The 18,935-nt window shown below is 58.4% G+C and carries 10 protein-coding genes; 6 read left to right on the forward strand and 4 right to left on the reverse strand.

Annotated elements, in window-relative coordinates; all coding sequences use genetic code 11:
- Window positions 1–19: 19 nt before the first annotated feature.
- The 3 genes from G547_RS0111755 to G547_RS0111765 are packed head-to-tail and all read right to left on the reverse strand — an operon-like array spanning window position 20 to window position 6,311.
- Window positions 20–1,582 (reverse strand): tryptophan halogenase family protein, encoded by a 1,563-nt coding sequence (locus tag G547_RS0111755; RefSeq protein ID WP_051235326.1) that lies wholly within the window; start codon window positions 1,580–1,582, stop codon window positions 20–22.
- The gene (locus G547_RS0111760) at window positions 1,579–3,135 is read right to left on the reverse strand and encodes a tryptophan halogenase family protein (RefSeq protein ID WP_027330029.1); all 1,557 of its coding nucleotides are present in this window, start codon (window positions 3,133–3,135) and stop codon (window positions 1,579–1,581) included. The genes G547_RS0111755 and G547_RS0111760 overlap by 4 nt, the downstream gene beginning before the upstream one ends.
- 56 nt (window positions 3,136–3,191) lie before the next feature.
- A complete protein-coding gene (locus G547_RS0111765; protein WP_245573472.1) occupies window positions 3,192–6,311 on the reverse strand; it encodes a TonB-dependent receptor in 3,120 nt (1,039 codons plus the stop codon).
- Window positions 6,312–6,826: 515 nt separating this feature from the next.
- On the opposite strand from G547_RS0111765, the gene G547_RS21180 reads away from it, so the two are divergent.
- The 4 genes from G547_RS21180 (at window position 6,827) to G547_RS0111785 (ending at window position 15,426) form a co-directional block, all read left to right on the forward strand.
- Window positions 6,827–9,697, forward strand: coding sequence for a glycosyl hydrolase 115 family protein (locus tag G547_RS21180; protein WP_036188275.1), 2,871 nt, complete (start codon window positions 6,827–6,829; stop codon window positions 9,695–9,697).
- A gap of 50 nt (window positions 9,698–9,747) precedes the next feature.
- A complete protein-coding gene (gene manD, locus G547_RS0111775; protein ID WP_027330031.1) occupies window positions 9,748–10,956 on the forward strand; it encodes a D-mannonate dehydratase ManD in 1,209 nt (402 codons plus the stop codon).
- Between the two features lie 108 nt (window positions 10,957–11,064).
- Window positions 11,065–12,003: a glycoside hydrolase family 43 protein gene (locus G547_RS21185; protein ID WP_051235345.1), complete on the forward strand. Its 939-nt coding sequence runs from the start codon at window positions 11,065–11,067 to the stop codon at window positions 12,001–12,003.
- A gap of 357 nt (window positions 12,004–12,360) precedes the next feature.
- Window positions 12,361–15,426 (forward strand): TonB-dependent receptor, encoded by a 3,066-nt coding sequence (locus G547_RS0111785; RefSeq protein WP_027330032.1) that lies wholly within the window; start codon window positions 12,361–12,363, stop codon window positions 15,424–15,426.
- A 119-nt stretch (window positions 15,427–15,545) separates the two neighbouring features.
- Here the strand turns inward: G547_RS0111785 and lpdA are convergent, their stop codons facing one another.
- Window positions 15,546–16,967, reverse strand: coding sequence for a dihydrolipoyl dehydrogenase (gene lpdA / locus G547_RS0111790; RefSeq protein WP_027330033.1), 1,422 nt, complete (start codon window positions 16,965–16,967; stop codon window positions 15,546–15,548).
- Window positions 16,968–17,138: 171 nt separating this feature from the next.
- On the opposite strand from lpdA, the gene G547_RS0111795 reads away from it, so the two are divergent.
- Together G547_RS0111795 and G547_RS0111800 are read left to right on the forward strand one after the other, a co-directional pair.
- Complete coding sequence (locus G547_RS0111795; protein WP_027330034.1) at window positions 17,139–18,488, forward strand: sodium-dependent transporter; 1,350 nt, start codon at window positions 17,139–17,141, stop codon at window positions 18,486–18,488.
- Window positions 18,485–18,718: a DUF3820 family protein gene (locus tag G547_RS0111800; RefSeq protein ID WP_211224548.1), complete on the forward strand. Its 234-nt coding sequence runs from the start codon at window positions 18,485–18,487 to the stop codon at window positions 18,716–18,718. Before G547_RS0111795 ends, G547_RS0111800 begins: the two co-directional genes overlap by 4 nt.
- Window positions 18,719–18,935: the final 217 nt, after the last annotated feature.

The following is an 18,935-nucleotide window of genomic DNA, read 5'->3' on the forward strand; positions in this document are numbered from 1 at the left end:
GCACTGAGCCGGTATCACGTCATTGGGTAGCGCATCGACGCCTGATGTAGTCTTCATGGGGCGGCAGGGCGGCCGCTGTTTTGGCCACAGCCTGTTTCAGCAGGCGCATATTTTGAATCAGCGTGTCCTCAGGAACACGGTCGACCAATGCATCGTAGCTGCGCGGGCGTACCCCCTGCCCCAGCATAACCGCCAACCAACTATGAGGGGTGAACAAGTCCTCCGGCGAGGCAATAATCCTTCCACTACCACGGAACATCTCCAGCTTTGCGGCCAAAGTCTCCGGAATCTCCATATTGCCTACATAACGCCAGAAAGGCGTATCCTCGCGCTGCGTGGCGTTGTAATGCAGGACGATAAAGTCCCGAAGCCTCTCATAGTCCGCCGTCATTGCTTTATTGTAATGGGCGATCTCGGCCGAATTGCAACCACGACCCGGCCACAAGTTAATCAGTCGCTGGATGCCCACCTGAGCAAGGTGGATACTGGTGGACTCCAACGGCTCGATAAAGCCGCCTGCCAGGCCAATAGCGACACAGTTTTTCTCCCAAAAGGCGCGGCGATGACCGGTACGGAAGCGCAACGGCAAAGGGTCGGCCAAAGCCTCCCCGTCGACCCCCTGTACGAGTCGCCGGTGCACATCGTCCTCTTCGGCAAAAGCACTTGAGTACACATAACCGTTGCCTTGGCGCTCCTGCAAAGGAATGCGCCAACGCCAGCCCGCCACGTCGGCGGTAGCGCGCGTAAAAGGCTTTGTCGGCCCAATTCCGGCTGTGGGCAGGGCAAGCGCCCGATCGCAGGGCAGGTAGTGGCTCCAGTCCACGAAGCCGCTTCCCATAGCACCCTCAATCAGCAGCGATTTGAAGCCGCTGCAATCGATAAACAAATCGCCCGCGAGTACCTCACCACTGCGCAACGTTACGGACTGGATCGTGCCATGATCCGGGTTTTGTTGAACGCTCTCCACCAGACCTTCTACACGACGAACGCCTCTTTGCTCCGCATACCGGCGGAGCATCTGACCGTAACGCTTGGAGTCCAGATGATAGGCGTAACGCATGGTAGACAAAATCGCCTCACCACCACCCTGCGGAGGAGAAAAGCGCCCAAGGCCGGCGGCAACCGCGCAGAGGTTGTACTGATTGATATCTCCGGGAAGGTCAGAGGGCGTTTTACCTTCATCAGATAGTGCTTTCAAGCGAAGCCATAATTGATGAAAGGCAAACTCCGGGGTATCGCGTCCGTAAAAGCCGAACGGGTGGAAATAACGCTCACCGATATTCAGCCAGTCAACAAACTCAATACCAAGCTTAAAGGTCCCCTGACACTCACGCAGAATGTCGTTTTCCTTCAAACCAAGAAATTCGTTGAACTCGATCAGCGGCGGGATGGTCGCTTCGCCGACACCGATGACACCGACCTCATCGGACTCAACGAGCGTGACGGACGCATTTGGCGGCGCTATGCGGGCAATGGCCGCCGCGCTCATCCAGCCCGATGTGCCGCCACCAACAATAACAACGCTGTTCATCCTCGGCGTGTCACCTGCCTTCGCGGACTTGGACTCGGTGTCAGGTTTCATGCGCGCGCGGTGCTCTTGGGGCGAAAGCCCCGCTCAACCACCTCGCGCACCAAATCCCGATGGGGCGGGACGGCATTCATGGCATTTTGGCTCTGTTGGCGAATACTTTCGAATTCCTTTTTCGCATCTTCGTAAAAACGCAACGCACCGGCGCGTGCCGTGATGTCGGTCTTGAACTCCATGCCGTACAGTATGTACTGCCAGCTATTCTCATCAAAGATATCGTGACTGGCATCAATATCGAGAAAAGATGGGGGCCTGTGCCGCCACTGCTCCAACTTTCCTTTCAGGTAGTCGGACGCCGACGCGGGGTCACGATTGTCTCGCCAGAAACCGGTGTCCGTCCGTTGGCTCAAAAAATAGTGAAGCTTGATAAAGTCGACAACATGCTCGAAGCGCTTCGTCATGGCCTCGTTGAACTGCTTGGCCGAGCGCTCGGTATCCCCGGACCAGGGAAAAAGATTGCAGAGCATGAGCGCAGCCACCTCAGCAAAGCTGATGCCGGTCGCTTCCAGCGGCTCAATAAACCCTACCGAAAGGCCTATTCCCACACAGTTCTTGTGCCACTGGACCTTTCGAAACCCGGCCTCAAATGACAGCTGCCGGTGCTTCAGTTCGTTCGCCGCCGGCCCGATATAACGCTTCAAAGTGTTCAGCGCCGCATCGTCACTGCAGTGGCGGGACGAATAGACGTAACCGACGCCGCGGCGATTATGCAAGCCGATATCCCACGTCCACCCGGCTTCCTGCGCAGTGGCGTAGGTGCAGGAGGGAATCGGCGCATCGGGCCGATCGTAGGGCACCTGCATGGCCACAGCGCGGTCGCAGAACAGCTGATCCTTGTACGAGGTAAACTCAGACCCCAGAGTCTCCCCGATCAACCGCGCCCGGAAACCGGTGCAATCGATGTACAGGTCGGCCTTGAGCGCTCCATGATCACGACCCTGCACGGAGGCGATAGCGCCGTGTTCGTCTAGTTTCACATCATCGACTGTATCAATCAGCCGCTTCACTCCCATTTCCATTGCGCGGCGGCGAACGACCTGGGCAAGCTTTCCGGCATCGAAATGATAGGCGTAGTTCAACGGCGCATTGTAATTGGGATGGGTAATGAGTTTTGGAGCAAGTTTCGCATCCACGACCCGCTCCTGAACCGTACACGCCTCCGCCCACGGTACGTCCCCGGCAACGCCGAGAAGCCAATAGGGCAAGAGGTCCATATCCGTGTGCTGGGAGCTGACCTGGAAAGGATGAAAATAGGTGTCATCCGGCTCATCCGCCGGATTCTTTTTCCAATTATTGAACCGAATGCCTTGTTTAAAGGTGGCATCCGCCTCACGAATCAATTCGCTTTCATCAAGGCCAATCCGGCCCATCGTTTTACGGATGATGGGAAAGGTACCCTCGCCTACGCCGACAGTACCAATCTCATCAGATTCAACCAGGGTAATGGAAACCCCGCCCGGGGTGTCCGCCGCTAACATCCGCGCCATGTAGGCCGCGGTAATCCATCCTGCGGTTCCACCCCCGACGATCAGGACACTCTTGCTCATCTCGGCTCCTCTTTATATATAGTCAAGTCTGTTCAAGAGCGTCCTTCACCGCTCGCTTAGAAGTCAACCCCCAAGTGCAAGCTGATGCGGCGGTCCGTCACAAAGACCGCACGGTCAACATACCGTCCGTCCAGGATTTCCATCTCGGTTCTCTGATCCTCATCGGTGATGTTTTGTACATTCAGCTTGATATTGACCGAATCGGTCAATTGATAGGAGATGCTACCATCAAGCCGGCCAGACTCCGCCGCATAGACCGGCAATCCAAATTGAACCTCATTGCCGCTAAACGGATCAGTATAGACGTTAGTAGTGCCCGAATCGTTCGTGGTCGTCAAGTAGCGATCACGCCAATTCCACGCCAGACGCGCACTGAACTTGTCCCAATCGTACAGCAGGGTCGTCGAGTAAGACCATTCCGACAGCCCTATGACCGGCACGTTGAGCTCGCCCCCATTGATGTCCTGGGCAAAGGCGTCCGGCGAGTCGTTGTCGATGTAGGTGAGGTTCGCATCGACACCGAATCCACTCCACCAGCCTGGGAGCGTGTCGAAATACGTCCTCCCGCCGAACTCAAAGCCGCTAATAATCGTGTCTTCCCCGGCATTGAAGTTAGTCCGGCTGGAAACAGCCCCTTCAAGGAAGGTGGTACCGTTTCCGTCCACCGATGCCGATTGCGGGTAATCCTCCTCAGAAAAGAACTCACTCGCTGGGGCCGAGAAGTTGTTGAAGGTAATGTAGTTGTCGATCGTCTTGTGGAACAGCGAAAGGTGCATCGAAGCCCCCTTGCGTGGATACCACTCGAGCGAGATGTCGTGATTCAATGATATTTCTGGCTCAAGGAACGGATTGCCCGTTGTATTGGTGTAGCCAGAGAACAGCGCGGGGATCGACACGTCCTCGTCAGGGTATTCCGCGGCCAACTCATCGTTGATGGGGTTTTCCGTCGTCTGAACGCCCGCCGTCCCCTGCGCTCTGATATCGGGGTATCGTGGCGGAGTAAGTGTTCTTGTCAAAGCGTAGCGCAACACCCAGTCCTCGGCTGGCTCGAACTTGATATTGAACGACGGCAGGAAGTAATCCTTCTCCAGACTTCCCATGCGTTGTTTCTCGTAACCAACACTCTCTTGAGTCAACGGAGGCTGCTGGCCTTCGTTCTCTTCTTGCCAGGTGGCTACATTCTCAATGCCGCCCATTGCGTCGACAGAGGCCTCGGCATCGGCCAGGCTCGCGTAGTAGCGAGAACCACCACTGAAGGTGAAGTTACCCTCACTTTCAATGTCGTAGTTGACCCAACGCACGCCGACATTACCGCTGAAACTTTGGAACCACGAGTCGCCAAAGTTCTCGAAACCCAGCATGGCATAGGCCGACTGCGTTTTGTGGTTTGTCTCGTAGAAGGACGGCAACTGATCGAAGTTCCGGTCAGGGGGGTTACCATAGATGTATGTGCTCGCCTCCGGGTCGCTGCACTGATAGTAAAGGTCCGGTGCGCAAGCCGCGTAGGTGTTGACGACGCGCTCGAACTGCTCGTCTGAATTGACCTGATCGGTTCCAACCCAGACACCACCGAGCGGTGGAATATCTCCTTTAAAGAAATCCGAAAACTCTTCGAGATAAAAATCACCGTCAGGAGCCGTATCCACGAAAGGTCTTGGCACGCCATTCCAACCGCGTCCAGTCGCCGACCACCAAGTCCCGACAAAACTATCAGATTCTTCACGGTCCGCGACGCGTCCGCCGATAGCAAGCTTTTTAAAGAAGCCGTCACCAATTTCGAAGTTTGCGTCCAGTTGGGCCGCGTGCGCCTCGCCTTCGTTCGACATATTCAACCAGTTGATTCGGGAAAGCCCAGTATCCGCCGGATCTGTCGAAAGCGGAGTTTGGAAGCTGGCTACCGGCCGGTCACCGGACATATCCAGGTTGGTTTGAACGATTGCCGGGATAACCGTGCCGCCAAGGCTATACTTACCCGAGCGCGACTCGGCTTCAACATATTGATAGCTACCACTCAGATCCCAACCCTCATCCTCATACTTGAAACCTGTGCTGTAATCCGCAGTCCGGCTGAAGGAGGGCGTGAAGCTTGAGTTCGGAGACACATTAAGACCGGACGTAAGGTTCGGGCTCGAGATTGCACCCCGGACGAATACCCCGTTATCGAATACGGCGCCGGGCATAACGCCGACAGGGGCTTCTGCCAATGACAGGATCTGGCTGTGGCGGTTGCTTTCACGCTCTGAGATAAAAGTAGTGTGGAAGAGCTCCAGGTTGTCGTTCGGCCGCCACTGAAGGGCGCCGTAATATCCATCCCGTACGCGTTCGAACTGGTCCTGCGTATAGCGAACGCCGCCAGGCGCGTAGACCCGCTCGTCGTTATACTCGGTTGCGTAGTAAGGCGGAACAATAATGTTGCTGTCGTGAGAGGCGATCTTCGAGTAAGCCACATCGAGAAGAACACCAAATTCGCCCATATCCGTATCGAAACGATTCGAAATCATACCCGAAGCAGCGGGAGTAAACTCCTCCGAGAAATCCCCATAACTACCTGAAATCGCCGCGTTGGCCTGAAAGCCATCGAAGTCGAACGGCATGTGCGTCTGCAGGTTGACAGTGCCGGACACCCCACCTTCGATCAGGTCCGCACGACTCGCCTTGTAAACGGTAACCGCCGAAAGGAGTTCCGGCCCGACATCCGCCCAACTGAGACCTGACCCGCCATTTGCGGAAAAGACTTCACGCCCATTGATCAGTGTCTTGGTCTTGTTCAGACCGCGCACCTGAACCCCCGAGCCTTCGAACGCAAAGCCGTCCGGGGAACCTTCACTACCGGCGCGGATACGATTCATGGTAACCCCTGGCGTTCGCTCCAGAATTTCGAGAAGCGAGGTACTGGGCACCTTGCCCGCCTCATCCAGAACGATCGAGTCCCCAATGGTATCCGATGCACGCTTCAATTGTGCCGCGCTTTCCAGCGCGCTTCGCTGTCCTGTAACCGTGATTTCCTCCAGGCGCGTAGACGGGTCTTCAGTTTCCTGGGCCAATAACGGTGAAGAGCAGCTCATGATGGCAACCGCCAGCATGGAGCGCCGGAAGGCAGGGCTGGTGCGATTGACACTGGCTTGGCTTATACGAGAGTAAAAGGGGTTCGCTTTCATTATTTCTACAGCCGCCACAATTGACGGCTCCTCCTCTTCGCTGTTCGCCGCCATTCGCCATTATGAAATGCCTGGGGAGGACGTCGTGGCGGCGTAATTATTAGTGATTTACCGGAGTGCCCGGGCCTTGATACTGCGACCAGCAAATAGTTGCACAGACTATTTCTGCAAGTCAACATACTTGTGCTCTTGTACTCTTGTATGCAAGGTGGATATACTAGCCTTTGCCAGCCAAAAAAATTGACATTTTTGATACTTTGCAACAATTTCGCAGAAGATGGCAGCATTTAAAGGATAATTAACGTGACTCTCCCGACCATCATCAATCGATCATTCGGTGAAGCCACTGCTGAGCAACAAGGGGTGAAGCACAGGCGGAGGTGGGTTCTTGAGCCAGCGCTCGCAAGATACTTTCACCCCTGATTCTCTTTTCACCCCCTTGTAATCCAGGGTCGACTCATTTAATCTTATTGTTTATTTGACTAGAAGATGATTGAGCGGCGAACTCTACATTTTTAATAAATGGTTTTTGTATGTCTTTTCACCGAAATCTGACGTGCGCCCTACTGGGAAGCTTCCTTGTCGCAGTTCCCGCCCTTTCGTCGGCACTGGAAGGGCCGAACTACGTTCAATCCAGCGTATCGACGAACGCCTTGAGCCTGGTGGGCAAAGAGCACCTGTCCAACCTCTATGTGGACCCACAAGATGACCCAGGCGTCATCCGGGCGGTGCACGACTTGCGAGACGACATCGAGCGGGTCACCGGTCAGCAACCACAGATTGTGCGCACCGCTGGCGGTCTCGGCTCCCAGGGCGTCATCATTGGGGTGCTGGGTCAAAGCGAGTTACTCGATCAGTTGGTGGAAAGTGGCAAGCTCGACCCCAGCGCCATTGAAGGCGAGTGGGACGCCTACCATATGGAAGTGGTGGAAAACCCCACCCCCGGACTCGACCGGGCTTTGATCATCGCCGGCAGCAACAAGCGCGGTGCTATTTATGGCACCTACGATCTATCCGAAGAGATCGGCGTCTCTCCCTGGTATTGGTGGGCCGACGTGCCTGCGGACCAGCAGGAGCACCTGTATGTGGACGGGGACCTGAAGCTTCAGGACAAGCCCAAGGTGAAGTACCGGGGCATCTTCCTCAATGACGAAGCGCCAGCGCTGACCGGCTGGGTGAAGGAAAACTACGGCGACTACAACCACGAATTCTACGAACACGTCTTCGAACTGATTCTGCGCCTGAAAGGCAACTTCCTCTGGCCCGCCATGTGGAACAACGCCTTTGCCGACGACGACCCACAGAACATGATTCTCGCGGACGAGTACGGCATCGTCATGAGCACCTCTCACCATGAGCCCATGATGCGGGCCGATAAAGAGTGGAACCGCTATGGCAAAGGGGCCTGGGAATACTCCACCAACCCGGAAAACCTCTACGACTTCTGGCTCGACGGCGCCCAGCGCAACAAGCCCTACGAAAGTATCTACACCCTGGGCATGCGCGGCCAGGAAGACACCCCCATGAGCGAGGGCCAGAACATCGGGCTGCTGGAAAAAGTCGTTCACGACCAACGCGAAATTCTCGATACCGTCTTCGACAAGCCGATTGAAGAGGTGCCCCAAGTGTGGGCGCTTTATAAAGAGGTGCAGGGCTTTTACGAAAGCGGCATGCGCGTGCCCGACGATGTCACCCTGCTCTGGGCCGATGACAACTGGGGCAACATTCGTCGGCTGCCCACGCCCGAAGAGCGCGACCGCGCTGGCGGCGCCGGAGTCTACTATCACTTCGATTACGTCGGAGGCCCCCGCTCCTACCGCTGGATCAACACCGTACCCGTGGCCAAAATCTGGGAACAGATGAACCTCGCCTATGAGTACGAAGCCGATCGCATCTGGGTCGTCAACGTGGGCGACCTGAAGCCCATGGAGTACCCGATCGAGTTCTTCCTGCGTATGGCCTGGGATCCTGAGTACTGGAACCGCGAGCGCATGGCTGAATTCGGCCCCCGCTGGGCCGAGCGCGAATTTGGCCCCGAACACGCCGACGCCATTGCCCAGCTGATGACCGACTACACCCGCCACAACGGCCGGCGCAAGCCGGAGCAACAGAGCGCTGACACCTACCGCCTGCTCAACTACCGTGAGGCGGACCGCATTGAGGCGGAAATGGAAGACATGATCGAGCGCGCCAATGCGCTTTATGAGCAAATGCCCGAGGCCAAGCGGGACGCTTTTGACCAACTGGTGCGCCACCCGGTGCGCGCCAGCGGCAACATTACCCAGATGTACATCGCCCAGGCCCGTAACCAGCTCTACGCCAAGCAGGGGCGTTCCTATGCCAACGACATCGGCGCGCTGGCACGCGAGCGTTTTGAGAAAGACGGCATGCTGGAGGAGCACTACCACACCGAGATCAGTGACGGGAAGTGGAACCATTTCATGTCCCAGCCGCGCATCGGCTACACCCATTGGAACAATCCGCCGGAAAACACCGCGCCGCTGATTTACGACTACAAGCCTCACAGCAAGCCCGATATGGGCGTCGCGGTAGAAGGCATGGCAAGCGCCTGGCCCACCCCCGGCACCTACCGGCTGCCCACCTTCAGCCCGTACGGGCGCGAAAGCCGCCAAATCACCGTCTACACCAAGGGCGAGGCGCCCTTCGATTTTTCCGCCGAGCCCAGCCATGACTGGATTCAGCTCAGCCAGAGCGAAGGCACGGTAGACGGCGAAGCCACCATCGACGTCAGCATCGATTGGAACAAAGCGCCAGCGGGCAACCATAGTGGCCATGTTTTTGTGCAAGGCACCGGCTGGGGCGGCGCCCGCGTTCAAGTAGAAACGTTCAAGCCCACGGACAAAGTCGCCCGCAAGGTGAAAGGCTTCTTGGAAGCCAACGGTTATGTCAGCATCGAGGCCGCGCATTTTGACCGTAAAGAGGACCGGAACGGCCACCACTGGGCAGTGATCCCCCAGCACGGTCGCACCCTCTCCTCCATCAGCAGCTTTCCGGTCACAGACAGAACGTTTGAAGATCCGACCCACGGTCCTTATGTTGAATATGACATTTACTTTTTCTCTACCGGGGCGTTCGAGGTACACTCGCTCTTCGCGCCCAGCCTGAATATAGTGCCAGGTCGCGGCTTACGCTACGGCATCGCCTTCGACGGCGAGGAACCTCAAGTCATCGACATCCTCGAAGACCAGAGCCAGAAAGCCTGGGAAACTGCGGTCAGTGACGGGGTTCGCCAGTCTGTAAGCACTCACACGATTGAGAAACCGGGGCTTCACACCCTCAGGATCTACCGAGTCGACCCGGCGGTGACTCTGCAAAAAATCATGATCGACACCGGCAACTTGAAGCCCAGCTACCTGGGACCGCCGGAAAGCCAGCGGCGCTAAGCGACAGTAAATGGCAACGATCAAGTAGGACAACGGTAAGTAGGATTGATATGAAAATCACAGACGCCAAGGTCATCGTTACCTGCCCGGGCCGCAACTTCGTGACCGTGAAAATCACGACCGAAGACGGCCTCTATGGCATTGGCGATGCCACCCTCAACGGAAGGGAGAAATCCGTCGTCTCCTATCTGGAGGACTACGTCCTGCCGGCACTGATCGGCCGGGACGCCCGCCGCATTGAAGACATCTGGCAGTTCGTCTATCGCGGGCCCTACTGGCGCCGGGGCCCCATCGGCATGACCGCCCTGGCCGGGGTCGACGTCGCACTGTGGGATATCAAAGCCAAAGCGGCCAACATGCCCCTGTACCAACTGCTCGGCGGCCGCAGCCGCGACCGCATCATGACCTACACCCACGCCAACGGGGAAGACCTGGACGCCACCCTGAAAGCCGTAGAAAAGGCCCGGAAGCAGGGCTACCAGGCCATTCGGGTCCAGTGCGGCATTCCCGGCATCGACAAAGTCTACGGCGTGCCTAAGGGCGGCAAAGACTACGAGCCCGCCGATGCCGACCTGCCCTCGGAAGAAAGCTGGTCCACCCACAAGTACCTGAACTTTATTCCGTCGGTGTTCGAAGCCATCCGCAAGGAGTTCGGCCCGGACCTGCACCTGCTGCATGACGTGCACCACCGGCTGACGCCCATCGAGGCGGCCCGGCTGGGCAAAGAGCTGGAACCCTACCACCTGTTCTGGATGGAAGACGCCGTAGCAGCCGAAAATCAGGAAATGTTCCGGCTGATCCGCCAGCACACCACCACACCCATTGCGGTGGGCGAAGTGTTCAACAGCATTCACGACTGCCGGGAGCTGATTCAGAACCAACTGATCGACTATATCCGTACCAGCGTGGTTCACGCCGGCGGCATCACCCAAATGCGTCGCATTGCAGATTTTGCCAGCCTCTGGGGCGTACGTACCGGTAGCCACGGTGCCACCGACCTCTCCCCCGTGTGCATGGGCGCCGCATTGCATTTTGATTACTGGGTGCCCAACTTCGGCATTCAGGAGCATATGCCTCACAGCGAACTGATGGAGTCCGTATTCACCCGCGACTATCGGTTCGAGCAAGGTTTTTTCACCCCCGGCGACGCGCCTGGCCATGGGGTGGATATCAACGAAGAAGAAGCGGCGAAGCACCCGTACAAACGAGCCAGCCTGCCGGTGAACCGGCTCGAAGATGGAACCTTATGGCACTGGTGACCGTGCCCCACCCTATTCAACGTTTGACTGGAAAAAGCGAGAGTTAACGTGACAGAAAGCAACCCAAAAACCCAGCACAAATTCTCCAGTTCCCCACTGGTGACCCACATGTACACCGCCGACCCCTCGGCCCACAACTTCGAGGGTAAAATCTACATTTACCCCTCGCACGATGTGGAGGGCGGCGTTGCCTTCAACGACGATGGTGCGCACTTCCAGATGAAGGACTACCACGTCTTCTCCATGGACGAGCCCTTCGGCAAAGTCACCGACCACGGCGTGGCGCTGACCGTTGAGAACGTGCCCTGGGCCGAACGCCAGATGTGGGCGCCGGACTGCACCGAAAAAGACGGCAAGTATTACTTCTACTTCCCGGCCAAAACCGCCGAAGGCGTCTTCAAGCTGGGCGTGGCTGTGGGCGATCGCCCCGAGGGCCCGTTCACCGCGCAACCCGAAGCCATCAAAGGCAGCTTCAGTATCGACCCGGCCGTTTATAAAGACGGGGATGACTACTACCTGTATTGGGGTGGTATCTGGGGCGGCCAGCTGCAGCGCTGGACCACGGGTGAATTCAGCCAGGAAGACCAGTACCCGGCCGACGACGAACCGGCCCTGTGCGCCAAAGTCGCCAAGCTGCGGGATGACATGCTGGAGTTTGCGGAAGAACCCCGCGATATCGAATTGCTGGACGAAAACGGCGAGCTTTTGAAAACCGGTGACAACAAGCGCCGCTACTTCGAAGGCCCGTGGGTCCACACCCACAACGGAACCTACTACTTCTCCTACTCCACCGGCGATACCCACTGCATCGCCTACGCCACCGGTGACAGCCCCTACGGGCCCTTCACCTACCGTGGCACCTTGCTGGAGCCGGTATTGGGTTGGACCAACCACCACTCTGTGGTGGAAAAGGACGGGAAGTATTACCTGTTCTACCACGACTGCGAGTTGTCTGAAGGGGTCACCCACCTGCGCAACATCAAGATGGCCGAACTGATTCACAACGATGACGGCACCATCCAGACCATCAGCGCTTTCGAAAAGTAAACCGCCCTGGCACACGCTTGCCTAGGGTGGGTCATTTCGACGCACCGGAGGGGCTCAGGCCCCTCCGCCCACCAGTAAAGAAACCTCTCCCCCTCTTGCAATCGCCCGAGATTTGCATTATTTTCCCTGTAACCGATTACAAAAATGCTCAAACCACTAATAAGGTGACGATCTCAAACAGGCTTTTGAGAGGCCCATCTCGATAAAGATCCCCTCATTTGTCTGATTTATCCGCGTTTTACCCCCTTCAATCATTATTTCGCGTAGGGGCTAATAGTCACCAAGAAAGTAACCGGTTACAAACAGGCGGCCAATACCCGCCCCTAAAGCAATAATGAAATACTAGGAGAATGAACCATGAAAAACCCTCGCCTGTTCAAACGGCAGCTACTCGCCAGCAGCATTTCCGCCTGCACCTTGGCGCTGGCCGCTACCACCGCCTCGGCTCAAACACAAAATGACGATATGTCGATGCTTGAAGAAGTCGTGGTCGTCGGCATCCGCAGCGCACAGGAGACCGCGCTGAACGTTAAGCGCGATGCCACCTCGATTGTGGATGCCATTTCCGCCGAGGACATCGGCAAGCTGCCGGACGTCACCATTGCCGACTCCCTGCAACGCATCACCGGGGTCCAGGTCCGTCGTTCCGCCGGTGAAGGCGCCGCGATCAACGTGCGCGGCATGCCTCAGGTGCTGACCATGTTGAATGGGGAGTCCTACCTCGGAGCGAACTCCCTGACCACTGTTCAGCCCAACTTTACCGACATCCCTTCGCAGCTGTTTTCCGGTGCGGAAGTCGTCAAATCCCAGACCGCCACCCAGCACTCCGGCGGTATTACCGGGGTGGTCGACCTGAAAACCTACCGGCCTTTCTCCTTTGACCAGGGCCTGACCGTCTCCGGCGCCGTTCAGGCGAGCCAGGGCGTGGACAGCGGTGAAACCGACCCGTCCATGAACGGCCTGATCAACTGGCAGAATGACCGCATCGGCTTCCTGGCAGCGGTGTCCCACCAGTCCGCCAACCTCGCCAACTACTACTCCGGTATGGCCGGCGGTGGCAGCAGTGCCGGCTGGACGGGTTTTGCCGGGGAAGACTGGTCCTACGGCTGGGTCACTCCTGACGCCTCTCTGGGGGACCTGGGTGGCCAGGTGGTTGATGGCGGCGTCGACGCTAACCAGGACGGTGACCTGGGCGACGCCTATTGGGCTTACCAGGGGCACGTGGCCTATAACCGCTTTGAAGAGCGCGAGCGCAACGGCATCAACCTGGCCTTCCAGGCGGACCTGGGCAACGGTTTCGAGCTGGTGACCGAAGCCTTCTACACCGACATGGAAGGCTTCGACCGCATCATGGGCATGGCGCACTCGGACAAGTGGCAGCGCTGGGGCTGGTTTGACCCCACCCAGTACACCGCCAAAGACGCCATTGCCAACGAGCGCGACCTGCACACCGTGCAGGAATACACCGGCAATGGCCGCCGCTTTAAATCCTACGCTTCGGTCGCCGCCAACGAAGCCAACTCCACGAATGTCAACGTGGAGCTCAACTACGACAACGGTGGCGCCTTTACCGGGAGCGCTCGCCTGATCAGCGGCAGCGCCGAGCAGTCCCAGTTGAACAGCTATATGGACATCGACGTGGCCGATGGCAGCCAGTGGGGCGTCGATTGCCAGCACTACCCCGCCGGCACCGAAGGCACCCAGGGTGATTGCGGCCCCGGCCAGCTGAAAACCAACCCCAACGGCTATCAGGGCTACCCGGTGCTGAGTGTGAACTACGCCGGTTCCGACCCGGTCTGGAGCGGTTTTGACAACAACGCCAACACCGACTTGCAAGGTGAGCCCATTGCGGGCGCTCCGGACCGTTCGCTCGCCAGCTACCTGGAGTCAGTCGACAACTATTCCCTGGGCGCTTTCAGCTCAGAGAACAATTACGACCGCGAAGGCGACCTGAACGTTGCCCGCTTCGACGGCAACTACGCCTTTGACGAAGGCTTCCTGACCTCGGTCGATTTCGGCATTCGCCACAGCGCCCGCGAGGTGAAAAACTCCGAGTTCGACCTCCTCTCCCCGATGGGGCCCGACAACTGCGGCGTGAAGTGGAAAGCCACCGACGTGGACCTCAACGGCGGCGGCATCGAGGGCGCCTGCACCTGGACCGATGGCGACGGCAATGCCTACACGGCGGGCATTCCCACTCCGCTGTCTGAGCTGAACCCGACGCAAATTACCGACTTTGGCAGTGTCTCAGGCCTGCCCGCTATCTGGACCGCGGACCCGGCGAGCATGGACGACGTAGAGTCGTACCACAACCGTCTGTACCCCGGCACTGCCCGCGCCACCAACCCGGGCCGCTCCTACGAAGTAGAGCTGGATGAGCTGAGCTATTTCGTTCAGGCCAACTTCGCCACCGGCATCATGAGCGGTAACTTCGGCCTTCGCCAGGTCAACACCGACCTGACCGTGCTGCGCAACGAAGTCGGCGCCGCCCGGCCCTATGGCGCGGCCGCGCAAGACGATGGTGACATCACCACCAAGCGCGAGATGGATGAACTGCTGCCATCACTGAACCTGCGCTTTGACCTGACCGATGAGTGGGTGCTGCGCGCTGCGGTTTCCCGCACCATGGCACCGCTGGACCTGGCCCAGTGGGGCGGCGGCCTGTCACCCAGCTACGCCATTGACTCCGAGGAGGGCAGCCCCACCGAAGGCCAGTTTATCGTTATCGGCGCCAGTGCCGATGGCAACCCTGACCTGGAAATGTGGAACGCCACCAACTTCGACCTCTCCGCCGAATACTACCTCGGCAGTGCCAGTGCGTTGACCGCCGGCTGGTTCTATGTGGAAGTGGACAGCTTCATCGAGTCCGGCACCGTGGAAATGGCCCTGCCGGACCAGGATGGCGTGGTGCGTCGTACGGTTGATGTGAGCACCAGCGTTCAAGGGGACGGCGGTGTACTGAAAGGCACCGAACTGGCGGCCAAACTCGCCTTCGGTGATTTCACCGATGGCGCGCTGCGCGACTTCGGTACCGACATCAACTACACCTACTCACCCAGCAACTCCGGCAACACCGGTCTGAACGGCGAGACGCTGCCCTTCCAGGACAACTCTGAGCACGTGTTCAACCTGGTCGGTTGGTACGAAGCCGGCCCCTGGCAGGCCCGTATCGCCTATAACTACCGCAGCAAGCGCGTAGTCGCCTTCAATCAGACCTGGGGCGAAGGCACCCTGTGGCAGGAACCCACCGCTTACGTGGATGCCTCCTTTAGCTACGACATCAATGATGTCGCCAGCGTATTCTTCAACGCCTCGAACATCACCAATGAGCAGGAAGAATATTACCTGGAGTGGGAGGACCAGTTCGCCTGGCAGAACGAGTACGAAGCCCGCTACACCGTTGGGGTTCGCGCAACGTTCTAAGGTGCAAAGGCAAGGCGGCCGGCCTCCTGAACTCGTTGGCCGGCCGCCAAGCACTCCGCGCTGAATCAGTGTGGAACTCTCCGAACTTGGCGCACCGGGCTTCTCTGGTGCGCCTTTTTTTACTTCTTCTTCGCCTGCGGATTCGGCAAATCGGTAATGGTACCGGAGGCAATCTCCGCCGCCAGGCCCACCGTTTCGTGCAAGGTCGGGTGCGCGTGGACCGTCAGCGCCAGATCTTCCGCCGAGGCACCAAACTCCAGCGCCAGACCCAACTCACCGAGCAGCTCACCAGCGTTCAAACCGACAATACCCGCGCCCAGCAGCTGGTCGTTTTCCTTGCGGTAAATCAGCTTGGTCTTACCTTCACTGCGACCGGCACCCAGGGCGCGACCACTGGCGGACCAGGGCATCACCGCCGTGCGGTACTCCACGCCCTGCTCCTTCGCTTCCTTCTCGGTCAGGCCCACCCAGGCCACTTCCGGGTCGGTGTAGGCAATCGAGGGAATGCAGCGCGGCTCAATGTGCTTGTGCCCGGCAATGATTTCCGCCGCGGCGTGGCCTTCGTGGCTCGCCTTGTGCGCCAGCATGGGCTGGCCGATGATGTCGCCAATGCCGTAAATGTGCGGCACATTGGTCTGCAGGTCGTGGTTGGTGGGGATAAAGCCACGCTCATCCACTTCAATGCCCGCTTTCTCGGCGCCGAGCTTCTTGCCATTGGGTGCACGGCCCACGGCCACCAGAATCGCGTCGTAGTCTTCGGGCTTCTCCGGCGCGTTCTTGCCTTCGAAGGTCACCTTCAGAGCATTCTTGTTGGCCTTTACTTCAGTGACCTTGGTAGAGAGCATCACATTGAAGTTGTCTTTGTTGTACTTGGTGTAGACCTGCATCAGGTCTTTATCCGCCGCCGGAATCAGCTGATCGGCAAATTCCACCACGCTCACCTGACTGCCCAGCGCCTTGAACACGGTCGCCATTTCCAGGCCGATGATGCCGCCGCCGACCACCAGCAACTTCTTGGGAATCTCGTTCAGCTCCAGCGCGTCAGTGGAGTCCCACACGCGCGGGTCATCGTGGGGAATAAACGGCAACTTCACCGGCTGGGAGCCAGCGGCGATGATCGCGTGCTTGAACTCCACCTCGGTGGTCTTGTCGTCGTGGGTCACGGCCAGTTTGTGATCACTTACAAACTCACCCACGCCCTGCAGCACGGTCACCTTGCGCTGCTTGGCCATACCGGCCACGCCCTGGGTCAGTTTGCCGACCACGCCTTCCTTGAACTTGCGAATGCCGTCCAGGTCGATCTTCGGCTTGCCGAAGCTCACGCCGATCTCTTCACCGTGGGAGCCTTCATTAATCACCTGTGCCACGTGCAGCAGCGCCTTGGAGGGAATACACCCCACATTCAGGCAGACACCACCCAGCGAGGGATAACGCTCCACCAGTGTCACGTCCATACCCAGATCCGCTGCGCGGAATGCGGCGGAATAACCACCAACGCCGCCACCCAATACCAATACTTCGGTTTTCTGTGTGTCTGCCACCTGCTTGTCTCCTCTCTTTGTAACAGCCATCAGCCGCTCGCGCGGCACCGTCGCCTACAAGACACGCCTGCAAGACGAAAGCCCAGATACTAATGACTCCGGGGCCAAAAGCCAATAAACTGGCCCAAACCCCTTACAAAAAACTGACAATCCGCCAATAACAGGGCAGTAATGAGCGAACAACGCGGACAATTCTCCTCCAAAATCGGCTTTCTGATGGCCGCCACCGGCTCGGCGGTGGGTCTGGGCAATATCTGGGGCTTCCCCACCCAGGCCGCCAGCAACGGCGGGGGCGCCTTCCTGCTGGCCTACCTGATACTGGCCTTCCTGCTCGCCTACCCGGCCCTGATGGCCGAACTGGTCATCGGCCGCCACGCGCGGGCCAACATCGTTACCGCCCTGGATGAACTCGGACAAAGCCGCACCACCAAAGGCCTGGGCCGCGCCGTGGGCTACTACGGCGTCGTGATCGCCAGCCTCATCCTAAGCTTCTACGCCATCGTCGCCGGCTGGATGCTGGCGGAATTCGGTCGCCCCCTGGCGCAACTGCTCGGCTGGCAAAGCGCGGCGGACTGGCTCGGCAGCGACGCCATCAGCCGCAACCTCATCGTCTGCGCCCTGTTCACCGCTGCCACCGTGGCCATCATTGCCAAAGGCGTGGAAGACGGCATCGAGGCCTGGTCCACCCGGCTGATGCCGCTGTTGTTCCTGATTCTGGTGGGGCTGATCGTCTACGTCTTCACCCAACCGGGCGCCACCGAGGGCCTGAAAAACTACCTGATTCCCGACTTCGCTCAACTGACCAACCCGGCCCTGCTGCTGAGCGCCATGGGCCAGGCCTTCTTCTCCCTGTCACTGGGCGTGGGCACCATGCTGATTTACGGCTCCTACCTGCGCAAAACCGACAGCCTGCCGCGCCTGGGCGCCGCCGTCACCCTGCTCGATACCGGCATCGCCTTCACCGCCGGCCTGCTGATTCTGCCGGCCATGTACGTCGCCCAGGCCCAGGGCATCGCCATCTATGGCGAAGGCGGTGAACTGCTCGCCGGCCCCGGGCTGATCTTTCAGGTACTGCCCGCCCTGTTCAACAGCATGGGCGCCGCCGGCGTCTGGCTCAGCATCGCCTTCTTCGCGCTGATGAGCATCGCCGCCCTCACCTCCTCCATCTCCATGCTTGAAGCCCCGGTGTCCGTGGTCACCGAACGCACACGCCTGAAACGCACCGGCGCCGCCTGGACCATCGGCCTGATCATCTTCGCCGTAAGCACCGTCCTGCTTTTCAATATGGGCACCCTGTTCGATGCCACCGTCTCCCTCACCACCGAATACAGCCAGCCGCTGCTCGGCATCGCCCTGTGCGTATTCGTCGGCTGGGTCATGCGGCGCGACCAACTCCTCAAAGAACTCAAAGCCGGCCACCAGGACATCGAACACAGCCTGTTCTGGAGAATCTGGCCCTTCTACGTGCGCCTGGTGTGCCCGGTGCTGATCCTACTAGCCTTTATACAGACACTACGATGAACCCCGACCTGAACTCACAAGACCTGCTCGACGCCGTCAACCAGACCATGCCCTTTGGGAAATACCAGGGGCGAAAGCTGCTGGAACTGCCGGAGCCGTATTTGGTGTGGTTTCATGGGCAGGGGTTTCCGAATAGTAAACTTGGGCGGCAGCTGGCGTTGATGTATGAGGTGAAGGTGAACGGACTTGAAGAAATGTTGCAGCAACTGGTCGGCCGAGGTCGTGCCTAATACGGAGCCTGTATAGCAGTAAACAGACGCGCAATACGTGGGAATCCATATGGAAATTTTTATGCCAAATCGCTCTAACCCACTTATGACGGGAAGCTTGGCGGCGTGATATAACGAGTGCCAGTGACGACAAAGGACAAAAAAGGTTTCTTCCCCCATGAGCGGCTCGAACCCCCAATCGCTACTCCGCGCCAATGTAACCGACGGCGAGAGCAGC

The organism is Marinimicrobium agarilyticum DSM 16975 (assembly GCF_000423345.1).
Taxonomy (GTDB): domain Bacteria; phylum Pseudomonadota; class Gammaproteobacteria; order Pseudomonadales; family Cellvibrionaceae; genus Marinimicrobium; species Marinimicrobium agarilyticum.